Origin of the sequence: Burkholderia sp. 572, from assembly GCF_040545135.1 — a bacterium.
Classification (GTDB): Bacteria; Pseudomonadota; Gammaproteobacteria; order Burkholderiales; family Burkholderiaceae; genus Burkholderia; species Burkholderia cepacia.
In genome coordinates, this window is sequence record NZ_JBEPLH010000003.1 from 473,012 (window position 1) to 490,540 (window position 17,529).

The window sequence follows — 17,529 nt, forward strand, 5'->3', positions numbered from 1 at the left end:
TCACTTCGTCACTCCACAACGCCGACGTCCGCGCTGCGCGCGCGCTCGTGCGCGGCACCGTCGGCCGCGAAGCGGGCCGGCAACGACACGATCGTTTCGAATGCACGGTACGGCGCGCCGACACGATCGTCGGTGAAGCGCAGCGCGATATCGCCACCGTCGCGCTTCAGGAAGTTGCGCACCGCGTCCATGCCGACGCCGCGCCCCGACACTTCGGTCACGGCACTCGCGGTCGAGAAGCCGGGGCGGAAGATCAGCTCGGCCACCGCGTCGTCGGACAGCGCCGCGTCGTGGTCGGCGTCGATCCAGCCACGCTCGCGCGCGATGCCGCGAATCCGGTCGAGCGCGAGGCCGCGGCCGTCGTCGCTCAGCACGAACCACAGCTCGCCGCCGCCCACGCCGACCGCGATGTCGATCGTGCCGGATGCCGCCTTGCCGGCCGCGCGCCGCTCGTCGGACGATTCGATCCCGTGGTCGATCGCGTTGCGCAGCAGGTGCATGAACACGTTCTTCAGCGTCGCGACGATTTCGCTGCGCACGCGCTGGCCATGGCTGTCGATATGCACGACGGGCGCCGGCTTGCCGAGTTCGGCCGCGAGCGACGGCAGCGACTCGATCACGCCGCCGAGCGCATCGCCGATCCCCTGCGTGCCGAGCTGGCTCAGCATGCGGCGTACGGCATCGCGTGCCGCGTGCCAGTCGGCCGCGTTCGCCGGATCGGCGCCGTCGAGCACGCGCAGGCTCTCGCTGATGTGCGCGCGCTCGACCATCAGGAAGTCGGCGCCGCCCTGCACCGCGTCACCGCTGCGGCCCAGCGTGACCGCGTTGATCGTCGCGTAGTGCTCGACGGCCTCGCGCACGCGCGCCAGGTCGTCCATCAGCGCGTCGCGGTTCCACTCGGGGCCGCCGTCCGCGCGGCGCAGCGAGTCGTACGCCTGCTCCGCTTCGTGGACGATGTTCGTCAGGTGCTGGAGGCTGTACGTGCGTGCATTGCCCTTGATCGTGTGCATGTTGCGGAACAGCGCCGCGACGATCGAGTGATCGGCGCGCTCGTGCTGGCGGATCATCCGCTCGTTCTCGCTGAGGAAACCCTTCGCGCTGTGCACGAAGTCGTGGAACTTGTCCTGGCTGATCGACAGGATCTCGCCGATCATCTCGAGGCGGCGCTGCTGCTCGCCGGCCTGCGCGGTCAGCTCGCGGATCTCGGTCACGTCGCGCACGCACAGCATCAGGCGCACCACCGTGTCGGTCTCGTCGGTGATCGCCGACCAGCTCAGGTCGAGCCACTTCTCGCGGCCGTCCGGCATCCGCTTCGCGACTTCATTCACCAGCAGGTGCTCGTTGAACTCGAAGTTCATGCTGTCTTCGCCGAGGCACGCATGCACGGCCGCGTCGACCTGCGAACGCGCGTCGGCGCCGATCGCCGAATCGTCGAACACGAGCGCCATCAGGTCGCGGCCGGCGATGTCGCTCGTCTCGAAGATGGTCTCGAGGTACGCCGAATACTCGGCATGCACGACGCCGCCTTCGACGACGGTCAGGATCCCCTGCTGCATGTTCTGCAGCATCGCCTGGATGTCCGCCGTCTTCTGCTTGAGCTGCGCGGCGTTCTCCTGGATCTTCTCGATCATCCCGTTGAACGCGACGATCGAATGGCCGATTTCGTCCATGCGGCCCACCGGCACGCGGCGCGTGAAATCCTGGCTCGCCGCGATTTCGCTCATCGCCGTCTGCATCCCGATCAGCGGGCGCGTGATCTGGCGATACAGCAGCAAGCCGAGCGCGGTCAGCAGCACGATCACCGTGCCGGCGACGCCCGCGATCGCGGTTGCCGTCGTCGAGAGCATCCCGTTCAGCGCGCTGATCGCGACGTCCTTCTGGCGGTTCTTCTCGACGCGCAGCGTGTCGACGATGCTTTCGAGTTCGTCGCGATACTGCGCGACGTTCGCGAACAGGTACGCCTGCGCCATCTCGGGCTTGCCGTCGGCCTTCATCTTCACGGTGTCGTCGATCGCCGCGAAATAGTTCGCGGCGCTGTCCTTCGCCTGCGACACGAGCCCGACCTGCGCCTGGCCGACCGCCGACTTCGCCTGCACGTCGAGTGCGGCGCGCAGCGCGGCCTGCTTCGCCTTCAGCTCGTCGCGCGCCTGGGCGGCGGTATTCGCGTCGGGCGCGTAGACGAGCGTCATCGTCGCGATCTGGATGTTCTTCACATCGGCGACGAGATCGGCCGACGCGAGCGCGCTCGGCACGATGCCCTGGGTGACCTGACGCACCTCCGACGCGCTCTTGCGCGTCTGGTACACGGCATAGATGCCGATCGCGGACAGCGCGAAGAACGTCAGGACGACTAGCAGCGTAATGCGATGACGGATGGTCATGAGTACAGCTCCCCGCAGCGATCCGGCTTCGATCGCCGTTTGGTCTATTGAAAGAATGTGAGCGCCGAATTATCGGGGATGGTGTATGACGCTCCGATGACCGGAAATCAATCGTTCATTGATAAAAATGCAATGAATAATTGTGGCGAAAGAACCCTAAAGTATTGCCGGGATCTGCCGTTAACTTTCTGCCTCAAGGCTTCTGGCGGCGCCTGTGCGCGACCGGAAATCCGGGATACGGATATTTTTTTATTTATTCGATCCGCGAATTAACCGTTATATGACTTTCGCAAAACGTTTGCGAATTATCGGCGAATCCGGTCGAATGCGCGATTTTTTATTGCCGGTGAATCATTGGACGGACGGCTGAAAACGATACCGCCCGCCCCGCGGCCGACGATGCGATGAACGGCATCGTCGGCCCCGGGGCGGGCGTGACCGGCGGCCGGTCAGTGGCTGCTGGCGCGGGTCGCCCCCAGGCCCGTTTCCGAGCGCACCTGCTGCGCGGCGAACGCGCCCTTCTCCGACCGTGCGCGCGCGCTCGAGTCAAGCACCGAGAACAGCCACACGCCCACGAAGCCGATGGTCATCGAGAACAGCGCGGGCGACGTGTACGGGAACCAGGCCGAACCCTTCGGATAACCGAGCGTTGCCTCCCACACCGACGGCGACACGATGGTCAGCCCCACCGACGAGACCAGCCCCAGGAACCCGCCGATGACCGCGCCGCGCGTGGTGCATCCCTTCCACATCATCGACAGGAACAGCACCGGGAAGTTGGCCGACGCCGCCACGGCAAAGGCCAGCGACACCATGAACGCGACGTTCTGCTTCTCGAACGCGATGCCCAGCAGCACGGCGATCACGCCGAGCACCAGCGTCGTGATGCGCGACACCTTCAGCTCGTCGGCACTGTCGGCCTTGCCGTTCTTGAAGACGGTCGCATAGAGATCGTGCGACACCGCGGAGGCGCCGGACAGCGTGAGCCCGGCGACCACCGCCAGGATCGTCGCGAAGGCCACGGCCGAGATGAAGCCGTAGAACACGTCGCCGCCCACCGTCTTGGCCACCAGCACCGCGGCCATGTTGGCCGTGCCCGCGCCGCCCTTGATCACGCCCTTGGCCACGTCGGACAGTTCCGGATTGGTCAGCACCAGCGTGATCGCGCCGAAGCCGATGATGAAGATCAGCACGTAGAAATAGCCGATCCAGGTGGTGGCCCAGAACACCGACTTGCGCGCTTCCTTCGCATCCGGCACCGTGAAGAAGCGCATCAGGATGTGCGGCAGGCCGGCGGTGCCGAACATCAGCGCCATGCCGAACGAGATGGCCGAGACCGGATCCTTGATGAACCCGCCCGGCGACATGACGGACAGCCCGATACGGGTCGCGTCGTCCGTCGATTTGCCGGCATTCGCGGCAATCGCGGTCTTGACCTCCACGGCGTGGGCGAACAACGCCTCCGGGCTGAAGCCGTACTGCGCGAGCACCATGATCGCCATGAACGTCACGCCCGCGAGCAGCAGGCACGCCTTGATGATCTGCACCCAGGTGGTCGCGGTCATGCCGCCGAACAGCACGTAGACCATCATCAGCGCGCCCACGATCACGACGGCCACCCAGTAGTCGAGACCGAACAGCAGCTTGATGAGCTGCCCCGCGCCCACCATCTGCGCGATCAGGTAGAACGCCACCACCACCAGCGTGCCGATTGCAGCGAAACTGCGGATCGGCCCCTGCTCGAAGCGGTAGCCCGCGACGTCGGCGAAAGTGAACTTGCCGAGGTTGCGCAGCCGCTCGGCCATCAGGAACGTGATGACCGGCCAGCCGACCAGAAAGCCGATCGAATAGATCAGGCCGTCGTAACCCGAGGTCATCACCGCGGCGGAAATGCCGAGGAAGGAAGCGGCCGACATGTAGTCGCCCGAAATGGCCAGCCCGTTCTGAAACCCGGTAATGCCGCCGCCGGCCGTATAGAAATCCGCCGCGGAACGCGTGCGGGAAGCCGCCCACTTGGTGATCCACAGCGTCCCTGCCACGAACAGCGCGAACAGGACGATGGCCGTGGTGTTGGTCGCCTGCTTGGCGGTCTGCCCGACATCGCCGCCGCCCGCGACGGCCACGCCGCACGCGCTCGCGGCCAGCAGCGCGACCAGCATCGTCGAAAGTGTCTTCTTCATCGGGCGACGTCCTGCAGGATGTCCTGCGTCAGTTGGTCGTATTCGTTGTTCGCGCGGCGCACGTAGATGCCGGTGATGACGACGGTGAACACGATCACCGCCATGCCGATCGGCACGCCGACACTCGTCACGCCGGTGCTCACGGGCTTCGCGAGAAACGACTTGTCGAACGCGATCAGCGCGATGTAGCCGTAGTAGACGATCAGCATCAGCGCGGTCAGAAAGACACCGAGCGTATTGCGCCGTCGCTTGAGCAGCGCGTACTTCGGATGCGCTTCGATTTTTTTCACCAACCCATCATGCATCGCCTGTCTCCTGGTTTGCTTTTTGAATGAGTTCGGCGATTCTGAATAGCGAAGCTGACTGCGCGCTTACTCGATCTTGCGCGCGCGGCATTCCGGGCACTATGGTTTTCCCTAGCGGGTTCGGGCGTGGCGGCGGCATCGCCTGCGCATGAGCGGCAGGCTCGATGCGTCGAATTCATTCCTCCCAGGAAACAATCAATCGCTCGCCGACGATTCACCCGCCCGCCCGTACGCTCTAGACTGTCGCATCGTTCCCTTTCCGGATTCACGCAATGACCGACGTCCTGCCGCTGACCACCGATCCCGAGTCGGGCCTCCCATACCGGCTGCGCCCTGCCGCCGGCCGCCCCGTTGCCCGCCTGTTGCTGCTGCATGGCGTCGGCGGCAACGAAACCAACCTGCTGAACCTGGCCGGCATCATCGATCCCCGGATCGAGATCGCGTTCCTGCGCGGCCCGCTCACGTTCGGGCCCGGCCAGCATGCATGGTTTCCGGTGCGCTTCGGCCAGAACGGCCCCGAAATCGACGCGGCCCGCGCGGACGAAAGCCGCATTCAGCTGATCACGCTGCTGCGTGCATTCCGCGCCCGCGACGGCGCGGGCGCCGCATTGCCGACCGTGATCGCCGGCTTCAGCCAGGGCGGCATCATGAGCGCGGGCGTCGGCCTCACGTCGCCGAATGATGTCGCCGCCTTCGCGGTGCTGTGCGGGCGCATCCTGCCCGAAATCGATCCGCTGATCGCGCCGCGCGATGCGCTTCGCCCGCTCCATGCGCTGATCGTGCACGGCCGCTTCGACGACAAGCTGCCCGTCGCGTGGGCCGACACCGCCGACGCGAAACTCACGGCGCTCGGTGTCGCGCACGACACGCGGCTGTATGATGCCGGCCACGAACTGACCGCGGAGATGGCCGGCGATTTCGGCCGATGGGTCGGCGAACGCGCCGGCTTGAACTGACCGTACCGGCGCGCCGGGCGCGACCGGCGTATACCGTCAGGCGCCCCGCGCCGGATCGGCGACGGCACCCGCGGCGACGGACGTACGCGCATTCGCCGCCTGTTCTCGCGCGGCACCGCGCTTCGCCAGCTTCCAGCCCACCACGAGTGCGAGCACGACGACCGGAATCATCGCGATGGTCCACGTGCCGCCCGGATAGTCGAACGCCATCAGCACCAGCACGCCGACGAGGAAGGCGAGCGTGAGCCACGACGTGAACGGCGCGCCGGGCATCCGGAACGACACCGCCTTCAGCTCGCCGCGATCGACCGCGCGGCGGAACAGGATCTGGCACATGACGATGAAGCCCCACGTCGTGATGATCCCGAGCGACGCCATGTTCAGCACGATCTCGAACGCCTGCGCCGGCACGATGTAGTTCAACGGCACGCCGATCGCGTTGATCGCGACCGTGATCAGGATCCCGCCGTACGGCACGCCGCGCGCGTTCATCCGCGACACGAAGCGCGGCGCCGATCCGCCCATCGCCAGCGAGCGCAGCACGCGCCCGGTCGAATAGAGGCCGGAGTTCAGGCTCGACAGCGCGGCGGTCAGCACCACGACGTTCATCACGGTGCCGACGTACGGCACGCCGAGCTTGCTGAAGAACGTCACGAACGGGCTTTCGTGCGAGCTGTATGCCGTCCACGGCAGCAGCATCGTCAACAGCACGACGGAGCCGACATAGAACAGCGCAATACGCCACATCACGCTGTTGATGGCTTTCGGCAGAACCTTGCGCGCATCGGCCGTCTCGCCCGCCGCGACGCCGACGAGCTCGATGCTCGCGTACGCGAACACGACACCCTGCACGATCAGCACGGCCGGCAGGAGGCCGTGCGGAAAGATCCCGCCGTGATCCGCGACCAGGTGAAGCCCCGGCATCTGCCCGGCGACCGGATGGCCGCTCGCGAGAAACACCGCGCCGACCGCGAGGAACACCGCGAGCGTCCCCACCTTGACGAGCGAGAACCAGAACTCCATCTCGCCGAACACCTTCACGCCGATCATGTTCATCACCGACACGATCCCGAGCGCACCGAGCGCGAACACCCACTGCGGCACGTCCGTGAACACGGCCCAGTACTTCATGTAGATCGCGACCGCCGTGATGTCGACGATGCCGGTCGTCGCCCAGTTCAGGTAGTACATCCAGCCCGCGACGAACGATGCGCGCTCGCCCATGAACTCCCGCGCGTACGACACGAAGCTGCCGCTGGTCGGCCGGTGCATCACCAGCTCGCCGAGCGCGCGCATGATCAGGAAGGCGAACACGCCGCAGACGAGATACACGAGCGCGAGCGCGGGCCCCGCGCTCTGCAGGCGTCCACCCGCACCGAGAAAGAGGCCGGTGCCGATCGCACCGCCCATCGCGATCATCTGCACGTGCCGCGGCTTCAACTGCTTCGCGTAACCTGCTTCGTGCGACGCGAACATCGCGTCGGGGTCGGCATGACGGGAATCCGCGCCGCCGGCCGGACCGGCCGGGCGCTCGCTGCTGTGGTTCATCGTGAGTCTCCGTAGTTTCTTGATGTGTCGCGCCCCGCGCGGGGGCGCTGATGAAATGACGGCCCGCCGGGCGCTCAACGCGCGCGCCGGCGGCCTTCAGCCGGCGTCAAAGCACGCGCGGCCGGATCAGCGCTTCGGGCTGAAGCGCTTCGTCGACCTGCGCATCGGTCATCCACTGGCGTTCGAGAACGACCTCGCGAATCGACTTGCCGGTCGCGTGCGCTTCGGCCGCCACGGCGGTCGCGCGCTTGTAGCCGATGTACGGATTCAGCGCGGTCGCGAGCGCGACCGAGCGCTCCATCGTCTCCCGCAGCCGCTCGGGGTTCGCGGTGATCCCGCTCACGCAGCGCTGCGCCAGCGTCGTGCAGGCGGCCGTCAGGTGGCTGAAGCTGCGGAACAGCGCGCTGGCGATCACCGGCTCGAACGCGTTGAGCTGAAGCTGCCCGGCCTCGGCGGCGAAGGTCACGGTCAAGTCGTTGCCGAACACCTCGAACGCGACCTGGTTGACGACTTCCGGGATCACCGGATTCACCTTGCCGGGCATGATCGACGAGCCGGCCTGTACCGGCGGCAGGTTGATCTCGCCGAACCCCGCGCGCGGGCCGCTCGACAGCAGCCGCAGGTCGTTGCAGATCTTCGACAGCTTCACGGCGATCCGCTTGAGCACGCCCGAGACCTGCACGAACGCGCCGCAATCCTGGGTCGCCTCGATCAGGTTCGGCGCGGTGCTCAGGTCGAGCCCGGTAATGCGCCGCAGCGCCGCCAGCGCCTTCTCCGCGTATTGCGGATGCGCGGTGATGCCCGTGCCGATCGCGGTCGCGCCGAGGTTGATCTCGCGAATCAGCCAGCCGGCTTCCTGCAGGCGTGCAATGTCTTCCGTCAGCATCACCGCGTAGGTCGAGAATTCCTGGCCGAGCGTCATCGGCACCGCGTCCTGCAATTGCGTGCGGCCGAGCTTCAGCAGGCCGGCGAACGCGTCGGCCCGCTCCGCGAACGCATCGCGCAGGCGCGCCATCGCTTCGAGCAGGTGCTCGAGCGCGAAGCAGGTCGCGACGCGGATCGCGGTCGGATAGACGTCGTTGGTGCTCTGCGCGAGATTGACGTGTTCGTTCGGATGCAGGTATTCGTACTGCCCGCGCGCGTGCCCCATGAGTTCGAGCGCGCGGTTGCAGATCACCTCGTTCGCGTTCATGTTGGTCGACGTGCCGGCCCCGCCCTGGATCACGTCGACGACGAACTGGTCGTGCAGGCGCCCTTCGCGAATCTCGACGCACGCGGCGGCGATCGCATCGCGGTACGGTCGCGGCAGCAGCCCGAGCTCGCAGTTCGCGTCGGCCGCGGCCTCCTTCACGGCGGCGAGCGCCATCACGAGGTACGGCAGCGACGCGATGGTGCGGCCCGAAATGTCGAAGTTCTCTTTCGCGCGCAGCGTATGGACGCCGTAATACGCGTCGTCCGGAATACTTCGTTTGCCTAAAAGATCCGCTTCGACGCGGAAGCCGTTTTCTGTCATCGTGCCCTCCTGGATGTCTCGTACCGCTCGCCGTTCGCCGCTTCCCGACGCGACGGGTTCGCATTCTATGCCTTTGCAAAAACAAGCTCGCTTATGTATTATCGAAAGCGGTTTTGCGTGGGACGCAACAGCGAGAATCGAATGAAAAAAGGCGCGAGAGAAACCGGCATCGATCACATGGGCGCGATGCGCGCGTTCGTGAGAGTGGTCGAAACGGGGAGTTTTTCGGCGGTCGCGAAGGAGATGCACGTGTCGACGTCGACGGTCGCACGCAAGGTCACGGCGATCGAGGAGGCACTCGGCGTCGCGCTGCTGCACCGCTCAACGCACAGCGTCACGCTGACCGAGGCCGGCCACATCTACCTGGAACGCGCCGTCACGCTGATCGCCGATCTCGACGACACGCTGCGTGTCGTCGCCGAGCTGAATGCGCAGCCGAGCGGCCCGCTGAAGCTCACCGCGCCGGTTGCGTTCGGCCGCCGCCATCTCGCCCCGCTGGTCGCGCCGTTTCTCGCGCGCTACCCGACGATCCAGCTCGACGTGCGGCTCACCGACAACCACAACGACCTCGTGGCCGGCGGCTTCGACCTCGACATTCACGAAGGCGAGAACTACCTGGACAACCTCGTCGTCCACCGCCTGTCGCGCAACGACAGCATCCTGTGCGCAACGCCCGGCTATCTCGACCGCTGCGGGCGCCCGTCCACGCCGGACGACCTCAAGCAACACAACTGCCTGCGCTACGTGCACCCCGAAGGCGATCCGCGCTGGGAGCTCGTGAACGGCGACGCGCATCACAGCCTGCTGCCGGCCGGCAACCTCGTCACCGACCATTCGGAGCTGCTGCTCGAAGCGACCTGCGCGGGGCTCGGCATCGCGGAGTTCGAGATCTGGCTGGTGCGCGACCTGCTCGCGAGCGGGCGGCTCGAAGCCGTGCTGCCGCGCTACCGGCTGCTGAACCGGCTGACGGGCGAATACATCTACATCGCGTATCTGGCGAACCGGCGCAGCTCGGCGAAGCTGCGCGTCCTGAAGGACTTTCTCGCGGAACACCTCGCGCACATCGGCGAGCTGTCGGCGCTGGAGCTGGGGAAGATTCGCGGCGCGCGCACGTAGCGCCCGCGCCTGCGTTCACGCCCGCGCCGGCCGGCAGGCATGTGCCCGCCGCCGCGCTCGGCCCGGCTCGCGGGCCGGCGGCAGCGGCGCATCCGCGCCGGTCAGGCCGGCTGCAATTCGAACGGGAACGTGGCGTGCCCGATCTCGACGCCCTGCGTGTTGCGCATCGGCGGCCGATGGAAAGCGGCCAGTTGCGCGCGCTGCCCGGCCGTGCCGATCTGCAGCCGCTCGAGGAGTTCGCTGACGACCATGTAGAGCACGTCGAGATTGCCGTCCTCGATCTTCACCGAGATGCCGAGCGCGCCATCGGCGCCCAGCTGCCGCGTGCGCGCCGACGCACGCACGCCGATCCCGTAGCACGCATCGGCGCCGAGCTTGCCGACCACCTGCCCGTCGAACGCTTTCATCAGCACCGTGCAATAGCGCCCGTCGCCGGCCACCAGTTCCGGATACGCGGTCATCGCACGATGAATGCGCGCCAGCGCGCGCACGCGATCGCTGATTGCGTCACCGCCCGCCTCCACCGTATCCGCCCCGTCGGCCAGCGATGCGTACAGGCGCGCCAGCCGGTCCAGCGGAAACGCCGGCGTCGGCAGGTTGCACCCGTCGATCGCCCAGCCCACTTCGTCCTCGCGCAGCCCGCACGCATCGGCCATCACCTGTTTCACGCGCACCTGCATCGGATGCTCGGGCAGATGGTAATCGGCGATCGCGGCGCCGATCGCCTGCGCGCCGGCCAGCATCCCGACATGCTTGCCCGAACAGTTGCTGCATACGCCGGTCGGCGTGTAGTCGCGCTTGATCCACGCGCGGTACACCGCGTCGGACAACGGCGGATGGCCGCCGCAACGCAAGTCCGATTCGTGCGCGGCGACTTTTGCGAGCATCGCGCGCGTGCGTTCGATATGCCGGTCCTCGCTGCTGTGCGACGCGCACATCAGCGCGATGTCCGCATCGTCGAAGCCGAAGCGCTCGGGCGCGCCCGTCTCGATCACCGACAGCGCCTGGGCCGGCTTCGCCGCCGACCGCGCGAGCGTCATCCGGAACGGATTGCCGAACCGGGCCAGCAGCCTGCCGCGTGCATCGACCACCGCCACATCGGCGACGTGCGTGTTCTCGATCGCCTTGCCGCGGTACGTGACGACTGCTGCGCGTTGGGTGTCCATCTTATGTTGTCTCCATGCTCGGGGCCTGCTTGCCGGGGCCCTTCCAACCGGTACGGCAGTGTAGCGAGTCGCCGCGCCACGCGCCGGCCCGGCCATGGAAAGCGGTGTTGCATATGACGCAAAGGCGATCGCGCCCCCACGAAGACCTGACCGAATTAGTACAAAAACCATTCAATCGTTTACAGAATTAGTACCAATCCGTACAATTGCGACCGCAAACGCGAATCATACGCATTTACATTGACGTTTTCCGATGTTCCGCACTGCCCGGCCTGCATCGAGAAAACGCGCCTGCTCACCGAACCTTCTGCTGCCTCTCGATATGCCCGCCCAGTTCAAGACGAGGCCTCGCGCCCTCGTGTCGGCGCTGACCTGCTCCGTTTTCCTGACCCCGCTGCTCGCCTCCGCCGAAACGGCACCGCCCCCCGCCGCCGACCGGCCGGCCCCGTCCACCGACGTGCAGGCGACGCTGCCGACGATCACGATCCAGTCGTCCGCGCCGTCGGACATGCAGGTGAAGCAATCGCCGTCGTACAAGTTCACCGCGGCGCTGCTCGATACGCCGCGCTCGGTCACGGTGATCCCCGAGCAACTGATCAAGGAAAAGAACGTCACGTCGTTCGCGGACGCGCTGCGCTCGGTACCGGGCATCACGTTCCTCGGCGGCGATGCGGCCGCGAACCCGTCGGCCGACCGCCCGGTGATCCGCGGCTTCGAATCGCGCAACTCGATCTTCGTCGACGGGATGCGCGACTCGGGGCTGCAGAACCGCGAAACGTTCGCGGTCGAGCAGATCAGCGTGATCAAGGGCCCCGATTCGGTCTATGCGGGCCGCGGCTCGGTGGGCGGCAGCATCGACATCGTCACGAAGACGCCGAAGAACGACGACTTCATCAACAGCAGCATCGGCTTCGGCACCGACGGCTACAAGCGCGCGACGGTCGACGCGAACCGCAAGATCAACGACACGACGGCCGTGCGCCTGAACGTGATGGGTCACGACGCGAACCAGGCCGGCCGCAACGACGTGTACAACAAGCGCTGGGGTGTCGCGCCGTCGATCGTGTTCGGGCTGAACACGCCGACCACGGTCACGGTCAGCTACTACCACATGAACTCGTACGACATGCCGGACTTCAGCGTGCCGTTCCGCGCGTCGGGCGGCACGCCGGTGCCGACCGATCGCGGGCAGTTCTTCGGGTTGAACACGCGCGACTACCGCTACGGGCAGACCGACACCGCAGAAGTGCGCGTCGAGCACAAGCTCAACGACGACTGGAAGCTGAAGAACACGACGATGTTCGGCCGCTCGACGCTCGATTACGTCGCGACGAACCCGCAGATCCTCGCATCGAACCCGAACATGCTGAGCCTGCAGGCGAAGAGCGGCAAGTACGCGCTCAACGGCTTCTCGAACCAGACCGAGGTGACCGGCAGCGCGAGCCTGTTCGGCATGAAGCACACGATGACGGCCGGCGTCGAGTTCAGCCATGAACAGGCGCGCTACGAGGGCTACCTCGTGTCGGATTCGGCCGGCCACAACATCCGCTCGGGCGGCCCGTGCTCGGTGGCCGGCAACTGCACGCCGCTCGCGGGCGGCTGGAACCCGAACATGCCGTGGACCGGCAGCATCGTGCTGAACGGCGACAAGGGCTTCCCCGGCGCGACGACGAACACGCGCACCGACACCGTGTCGGCGTACATCTTCGATACCGTGAAGCTGTCCGAGCGCTGGCAGTTCAACACGGGGCTGCGCTTCGACCGCTACGACACGACCGGCAAGCAGGCCGGCGTCGCCGACCTGTCGAACACGTCGAACCTGTTCAGCTACCAGTTCGGCCTCGTGTTCAAGCCGGTGAGCAACGTGAGCCTGTATGCGTCGTACGGCACGTCGTCGAACCCGCCGGGGTCGAACGGCGGCCTCGGCGGCGGCACCGACCAGATCACCGCGACGAACCAGGACCTCGCGCCGGAGCGCTCGCGCAACATCGAGGTCGGCGCGAAGTGGGACGTGCTGCGGGATCAACTGTCGCTGACGTCGGCGCTGTTCCAGACCGAGAAGACCAACGCGCGCGTGAGCGACGGCCTCGGTCACACGGTCAACGCGGGCAAGCAGCGCGTGCGCGGTTTCGAATTCGGCTTCGCGGGCAACATGACGCCGAAGTGGCACGTGTTCGGCGGCTACTCGTACCTGAACGCGATCACGACCGACGCGGGCCCCGGCAGCCCGGGCGCATCGGGCCTGCCGATGGTGATGGTGCCGAAGCACAACTTCACGCTGTGGACGAGCTACGACGTGATGCCGAAGCTCACGCTCGGCGCCGGTGCGACGGTGATGAGCCAGACCTATGCGTCGGTGTCCGCGACGACGAAGAAATGGACGCCCGGCTACGCGCGCTTCGACGCGGCCGCAACCTGGCGCGTGAACAAGACGATGGACGTCCAGCTGAACGTGCAGAACCTGTTCGACAAGAAGTATTACGCGAGCGCGTACCCGATCTACGCGACCTGGGCGCCGGGCCGTTCGGCAATGGTCACGCTCAACTTCTATCAGTAACGCGGTTGGCGGCGGGAGGGCATGGTACGCCCCTCCTCGCCGCGCTCACCACGGCAGCGAATACGTCTTCACGTTCGTGAAGCTCTTCATCGCTTCCTGCACGCCTTCCTTGTATCCCAGCCCCGAATCCTTCACGCCGCCGAACGGCGTCAGCTCGAGCCGGTAGCCCGGCACTTCGCGCACGTTCACGCTGCCGACTTCCAGCTCGGTGATGAAGCGCGTGATGTGATCGAAGCGGTTCGTGCACACCGACGACGACAGCGCATAGTCGGTGCTGTTCGACATCCGGATCGCTTCGTCGATGTCGCGGAAACGCATGATCGGCGACACGGGCCCGAAGGTTTCGTATTTCACGAGCGGCATGTCGGGCGTCACGCGATCGATCACCGTCGGCGAATACAGCGCGCCGTCGCGCACGTTGCCGACCAGCAGCCGCGCCCCGCGCGCGATCGCGTCGTTCACCTGCCGCTCGCAGAACTTCGCGGCCGCTTCGTCGATCACCGTGCCCATGTCCACCGACGGATCGGCCGGATTGCCGTACGACCACGCGCGCGTTTTTTCGACGACCAGCCCGGTGAAGCGATCGGCCACCGACTCGTGCACGAGCATCCGCTTGATCGCGGTGCAGCGCTGCCCCGAGTTCCTGTACGAACCCGACACCGCGAGCGTGCTCGCTTCGTCGAGATCGGCGTCTTCCATCACGATGATCGGATCGTTGCCGCCGAGTTCGAGCACCGCGCGCCGGTAGCCCATCCGCGCCGCGATCGACTTGCCGATCGACACGCCGCCCGTGAACGTGATGAGGTCGATCGCCGGGTTCGTGATCAGCTCGTCGGCGATTTCCTTCGGGTCGCCGGTGAGCACCTGCAGCATCTGCGGCGGCAGGCCCGCTTCGTACAGGATGTCCGCGAACAGGTAGCACGACAGCGGCACCTTCTCGGACGGCTTCACGACGATCCGGTTGTTGGTCGCGATCGACGGCACGATCTTGTGCGCGACCTGGTTCATCGGGTGGTTGAACGGCGTGATCGCCGAAATCACGCCGAGCAGCGGATCGCGCTGCGTGTACACGCGGCGCTTCTTGCCGTGCGGGGTCAGGTCGCACGAGAAGATCTGCCCGTCGTCCTTCAGCACTTCGCCGGCACCGAACGTCAGCACGTCGGCCACGCGGCCCGCCTCGTATGTCGAATCCTTGATGCACAACCCGGCCTCGGCCGTGATCAGCGCCGCGATCTCCGCCGTGCGCGCACGCACGATGTCGGCCGCGCGGCGCAGGATCGCCGCGCGATCGTGGCGCGTGAGCGCCGGCCGGTATGCACGCGCGGCCGCGAACGCGCGCCGCACGTCGTCGAGCGTCGCCTTCGGCACGGTGCCGACCAGTGCGCCGTCGTACGGGTTGCGCACTTCGATCACCGCGTCGCGCCACACGCGCTGCCCGTCGATGCGCAACGCTTCGTGCCGCACGTCGGATGCGGGAATCGGCTTCAGGACCGTGCTCATGTCGTCTCCGTTGTCGTGATGCGTGATCGTGGCCACGCTACCGGGTGTCGCGGCGCGCCCTACTGCACCACGACCAGCCCTTCGTATTCGAGGCAGCGGCACAACGTCGCCCATGCCGGCGAATCGGGCCACTCGCGCGCGCCGGTGTCGATGCGGATCGGCCGTCCGTATTCGCGCGACGCACACGCCAGCAGCGTATGCGCGATGCCGCTGCGTCGATAGGCGGGTTCCACGTACAGCCGCGCAAGCGACGGCGATCGCGCGGCACCGCCGCCGCCGTCGTCGATGCCGAGTTCGCCGATCGCCTCGTCGTCGCGATACGCGACCGCCGTCGCGCGCGTGTCGTCGAACACGATGCGGATCACGCGCTCGCAGCGATCCCTGAACACGACGACATGCATGGCCTCCTCCCTTCGCATCACGATGCGGGCGAACGCGATGCGCGCACGCCCTCCCGCGCCCGCGTACCGGGGAGTTATCCGGATCGTCCAGGGGCGACGAGTTGAGTATCGTCTTGCCACGTCGGCGCGCAGTAGTGCCAGACGACACCTTTCATTGAGTCCACATCCGCGGCGCGACGCGCGTATTCTCGCGAAACCGCGCCTCTCGCGGGCCACGCGCACCCCGGCGCGCACCGCCTCGCGTTTCCCGTACCGATCACAGGAGGAAGCATGCCGAGTCGTACCCCGACCGCCCTATGGGCCCAGCAGTTCCGGCGGTCGTCGGCGTCGAGCCTGCAGGACCAGATCCGGCGGATGCTCGTGGCCGCGATCCTCGACGGCCAGCTCGCCCCCGATGCCGCGCTGCCGTCGAGCCGCGAGCTCGCCGACCAGCTCGGCGTCGCGCGCAACACCGTCGTGCTCGCGTACCAGATGCTCGTCGAGGAGGGCTACCTGATCTCGCGCGAACGCAGCGGGCACTTCGTGAACCCGAAGATGCTCGAGGGCGTGCCCGGCTTCGCGGCGGCCAAGCCCGGCGAGAAACCGGACGGCGACGGCGACACGCCGGGCCGCCCTGCGTGGGAAAAGCGCATCGCGCATCCGCCGTCGAGGCAGCGCAACATCGTGAAGCCCGCGAACTGGCAGCACTACGAATTTCCGTTCATCTACGGGCAATTCGACCAGTCGCTGTTTCCGACCAACGACTGGCGCGAATGCTGCCTGAAGGCGCTGTCGGTGATGGAGATCCGCAACTGGGCGCCCGACCTGATCGAGCGCGACGACGAATCGCTGATCCAGCAGATCCGCACGCGCGTGCTGCCGCGGCGCGGCGTGTTCGCGATGCCCGACGAGATCGTCGTCACGAACGGCTGCCAGCAGGCGCTGTACCTGATCGCGGACCTGCTGTGCGGCAAGCACACGACGGTCGGCTTCGAGAATCCCGGCTATCCCGACGCGCGCAACATCTTCGAGAACCGCAACGCGCGGCTGCTGCCGCTGCCCGTCGACGGCCACGGGATCGCGCCCGATGCGCTCGCCGATACGCTGGCGCGCTGCGACTACGTGTACGTGACGCCGAGCCACCAGTGCCCGACCACCGCGACGATGCCGGTCGAACGCCGCCGCGCGCTGCTCGATTGCGCGCGGCAGCACGATTTCGTGATCATCGAGGACGACTACGAGAGCGAGAACACGTTCTCCGGCACGCCGCATCCGGCATTGAAGAGCCTCGACACGGCCGACCGCGTGATCTACGTCGGCAGCCTGTCGAAGACGTTCGCGCCGGGGCTACGGCTCGGCTACGTGGTCGGGCCGCGCGAGCTGATCCGCGAGTTGCGCGCGCTGCGGCGGCTGATGGTGCGCCATCCGGTCGCGTATATCCAGCGTGCGTTCGCGACCTTTCTCGCGCTCGGTCATCACGACGCGCTGCTGCGCCGGCTCGCGCATGCGTACAGCGAGCGCTCGCAGGCGCTGATGGCCGCGCTCGACGCGCATCTGCCGGAAGCGCGTCATGTGCGTGTGACGGGCGGTGCGTCGTGCTGGGTCGAGGGGCCGCCGTGGCTCGATGCCACGCGCCTCGCAACCGACGCGCAGGCGGCCGGCATCCTCATCGAGCCGGGGAACGTGTTCTTCATGGACGATACGGGCGACGCGCGACGCTGCTTCCGGATGGGGTTCTCCGCGATTCCGCTCGAGCGGATCGAGCCTGGTGTACGGGCGCTGGCGCAGTGCGTGCGGGCGCAGAAGCCGGGCGCCTGACCGGATGCGGAAGGGCGTCGCGCCACCGATTGCGTGACCGCCCTCGCCTCTCGTGCACAATCACGTATCCGGAAACGATCCCGACTTTCGTTGCACGGGAAGCATGCCG

At 66.8% G+C, this 17,529-nt stretch carries 12 protein-coding genes; 4 read left to right on the forward strand and 8 right to left on the reverse strand.

Annotation, left to right across the window (positions count from 1 at the left end; all coding sequences use genetic code 11):
* Nucleotides 1-8: 8 nt before the first annotated feature.
* The 3 genes from ABIC51_RS08310 to ABIC51_RS08320 all read right to left on the reverse strand — a co-directional run bounded on the left by ABIC51_RS08310 (nucleotide 9) and on the right by ABIC51_RS08320 (nucleotide 4,866).
* Nucleotides 9-2,381, reverse strand: coding sequence for an ATP-binding protein (locus tag ABIC51_RS08310; RefSeq protein WP_027791270.1), 2,373 nt, complete (start codon nucleotides 2,379-2,381; stop codon nucleotides 9-11).
* 449 nt (nucleotides 2,382-2,830) lie between these two features.
* Nucleotides 2,831-4,561, reverse strand: a complete 1,731-nt coding sequence (locus ABIC51_RS08315; protein ID WP_059696531.1) for a cation acetate symporter — start codon at nucleotides 4,559-4,561, stop codon at nucleotides 2,831-2,833.
* Nucleotides 4,558-4,866: a DUF485 domain-containing protein gene (locus ABIC51_RS08320; protein WP_027791268.1), complete on the reverse strand. Its 309-nt coding sequence runs from the start codon at nucleotides 4,864-4,866 to the stop codon at nucleotides 4,558-4,560. Before ABIC51_RS08320 ends, ABIC51_RS08315 begins: the two co-directional genes overlap by 4 nt.
* 272 nt (nucleotides 4,867-5,138) lie before the next feature.
* Here ABIC51_RS08320 and ABIC51_RS08325 point away from each other — a divergent pair, with 272 nt between their 5' ends.
* Nucleotides 5,139-5,822 (forward strand): alpha/beta hydrolase, encoded by a 684-nt coding sequence (locus ABIC51_RS08325; RefSeq protein ID WP_354006406.1) that lies wholly within the window; start codon nucleotides 5,139-5,141, stop codon nucleotides 5,820-5,822.
* A 36-nt stretch (nucleotides 5,823-5,858) separates the two neighbouring features.
* On the opposite strand, the gene ABIC51_RS08330 is transcribed toward ABIC51_RS08325, so the two are convergent.
* Nucleotides 5,859-7,370, reverse strand: coding sequence for an amino acid permease (locus ABIC51_RS08330; RefSeq protein ID WP_060372317.1), 1,512 nt, complete (start codon nucleotides 7,368-7,370; stop codon nucleotides 5,859-5,861).
* 106 nt (nucleotides 7,371-7,476) lie between these two features.
* Nucleotides 7,477-8,883, reverse strand: a complete 1,407-nt coding sequence (locus ABIC51_RS08335; RefSeq protein ID WP_027791265.1) for an aspartate ammonia-lyase — start codon at nucleotides 8,881-8,883, stop codon at nucleotides 7,477-7,479.
* A 141-nt stretch (nucleotides 8,884-9,024) separates the two neighbouring features.
* Here ABIC51_RS08335 and ABIC51_RS08340 point away from each other — a divergent pair, with 141 nt between their 5' ends.
* Nucleotides 9,025-9,999 (forward strand): LysR family transcriptional regulator, encoded by a 975-nt coding sequence (locus ABIC51_RS08340; RefSeq protein ID WP_027791264.1) that lies wholly within the window; start codon nucleotides 9,025-9,027, stop codon nucleotides 9,997-9,999.
* A 101-nt stretch (nucleotides 10,000-10,100) separates the two neighbouring features.
* On the opposite strand, the gene ABIC51_RS08345 is transcribed toward ABIC51_RS08340, so the two are convergent.
* On the reverse strand, nucleotides 10,101-11,165 hold the full coding sequence (locus ABIC51_RS08345; RefSeq protein WP_027791263.1) for an asparaginase: 1,065 nt from the start codon (nucleotides 11,163-11,165) through the stop codon (nucleotides 10,101-10,103).
* Between the two features lie 322 nt (nucleotides 11,166-11,487).
* Between ABIC51_RS08345 and ABIC51_RS08350 the strand changes: the two genes are divergently transcribed.
* Nucleotides 11,488-13,722 carry a TonB-dependent receptor gene (locus ABIC51_RS08350; RefSeq protein WP_226128907.1) on the forward strand — a complete coding sequence of 745 codons (2,235 nt, stop codon included), beginning with the start codon at nucleotides 11,488-11,490 and terminating at the stop codon, nucleotides 13,720-13,722.
* 45 nt (nucleotides 13,723-13,767) lie between these two features.
* Here the strand turns inward: ABIC51_RS08350 and phnY are convergent, their stop codons facing one another.
* Together phnY and ABIC51_RS08360 are read right to left on the reverse strand one after the other, a co-directional pair.
* The gene (gene phnY / locus ABIC51_RS08355; protein WP_057056469.1) at nucleotides 13,768-15,222 is read right to left on the reverse strand and encodes a phosphonoacetaldehyde dehydrogenase; all 1,455 of its coding nucleotides are present in this window, start codon (nucleotides 15,220-15,222) and stop codon (nucleotides 13,768-13,770) included.
* Nucleotides 15,223-15,281: 59 nt separating this feature from the next.
* Nucleotides 15,282-15,623, reverse strand: coding sequence for a GNAT family N-acetyltransferase (locus tag ABIC51_RS08360; RefSeq protein WP_226128909.1), 342 nt, complete (start codon nucleotides 15,621-15,623; stop codon nucleotides 15,282-15,284).
* 270 nt (nucleotides 15,624-15,893) lie between these two features.
* On the opposite strand from ABIC51_RS08360, the gene pdxR reads away from it, so the two are divergent.
* Complete coding sequence (gene pdxR / locus ABIC51_RS08365) at nucleotides 15,894-17,420, forward strand: MocR-like pyridoxine biosynthesis transcription factor PdxR (RefSeq protein WP_175861089.1); 1,527 nt, start codon at nucleotides 15,894-15,896, stop codon at nucleotides 17,418-17,420.
* The last annotated feature ends 109 nt before the right edge of the window (nucleotides 17,421-17,529 follow it).

Coding starts and splice junctions, on each gene's coding strand:
- ABIC51_RS08315 (WP_059696531.1), bottom strand. CDS start 4,561: ATGAAGAAGACACTTTCGACGATGCTGGTCGCGCTGCTGGCCGCGAGC.
- ABIC51_RS08350 (WP_226128907.1), top strand. CDS start 11,488: ATGCCCGCCCAGTTCAAGACGAGGCCTCGCGCCCTCGTGTCGGCGCTG.
- ABIC51_RS08360 (WP_226128909.1), bottom strand. CDS start 15,623: ATGCATGTCGTCGTGTTCAGGGATCGCTGCGAGCGCGTGATCCGCATC.
- ABIC51_RS08330 (WP_060372317.1), bottom strand. CDS start 7,370: ATGAACCACAGCAGCGAGCGCCCGGCCGGTCCGGCCGGCGGCGCGGAT.
- phnY (WP_057056469.1), bottom strand. CDS start 15,222: ATGAGCACGGTCCTGAAGCCGATTCCCGCATCCGACGTGCGGCACGAA.
- ABIC51_RS08345 (WP_027791263.1), bottom strand. CDS start 11,165: ATGGACACCCAACGCGCAGCAGTCGTCACGTACCGCGGCAAGGCGATC.
- pdxR (WP_175861089.1), top strand. CDS start 15,894: ATGCCGAGTCGTACCCCGACCGCCCTATGGGCCCAGCAGTTCCGGCGG.
- ABIC51_RS08310 (WP_027791270.1), bottom strand. CDS start 2,381: ATGACCATCCGTCATCGCATTACGCTGCTAGTCGTCCTGACGTTCTTC.
- ABIC51_RS08325 (WP_354006406.1), top strand. CDS start 5,139: ATGACCGACGTCCTGCCGCTGACCACCGATCCCGAGTCGGGCCTCCCA.
- ABIC51_RS08335 (WP_027791265.1), bottom strand. CDS start 8,883: ATGACAGAAAACGGCTTCCGCGTCGAAGCGGATCTTTTAGGCAAACGA.
- ABIC51_RS08340 (WP_027791264.1), top strand. CDS start 9,025: ATGAAAAAAGGCGCGAGAGAAACCGGCATCGATCACATGGGCGCGATG.
- ABIC51_RS08320 (WP_027791268.1), bottom strand. CDS start 4,866: ATGCATGATGGGTTGGTGAAAAAAATCGAAGCGCATCCGAAGTACGCG.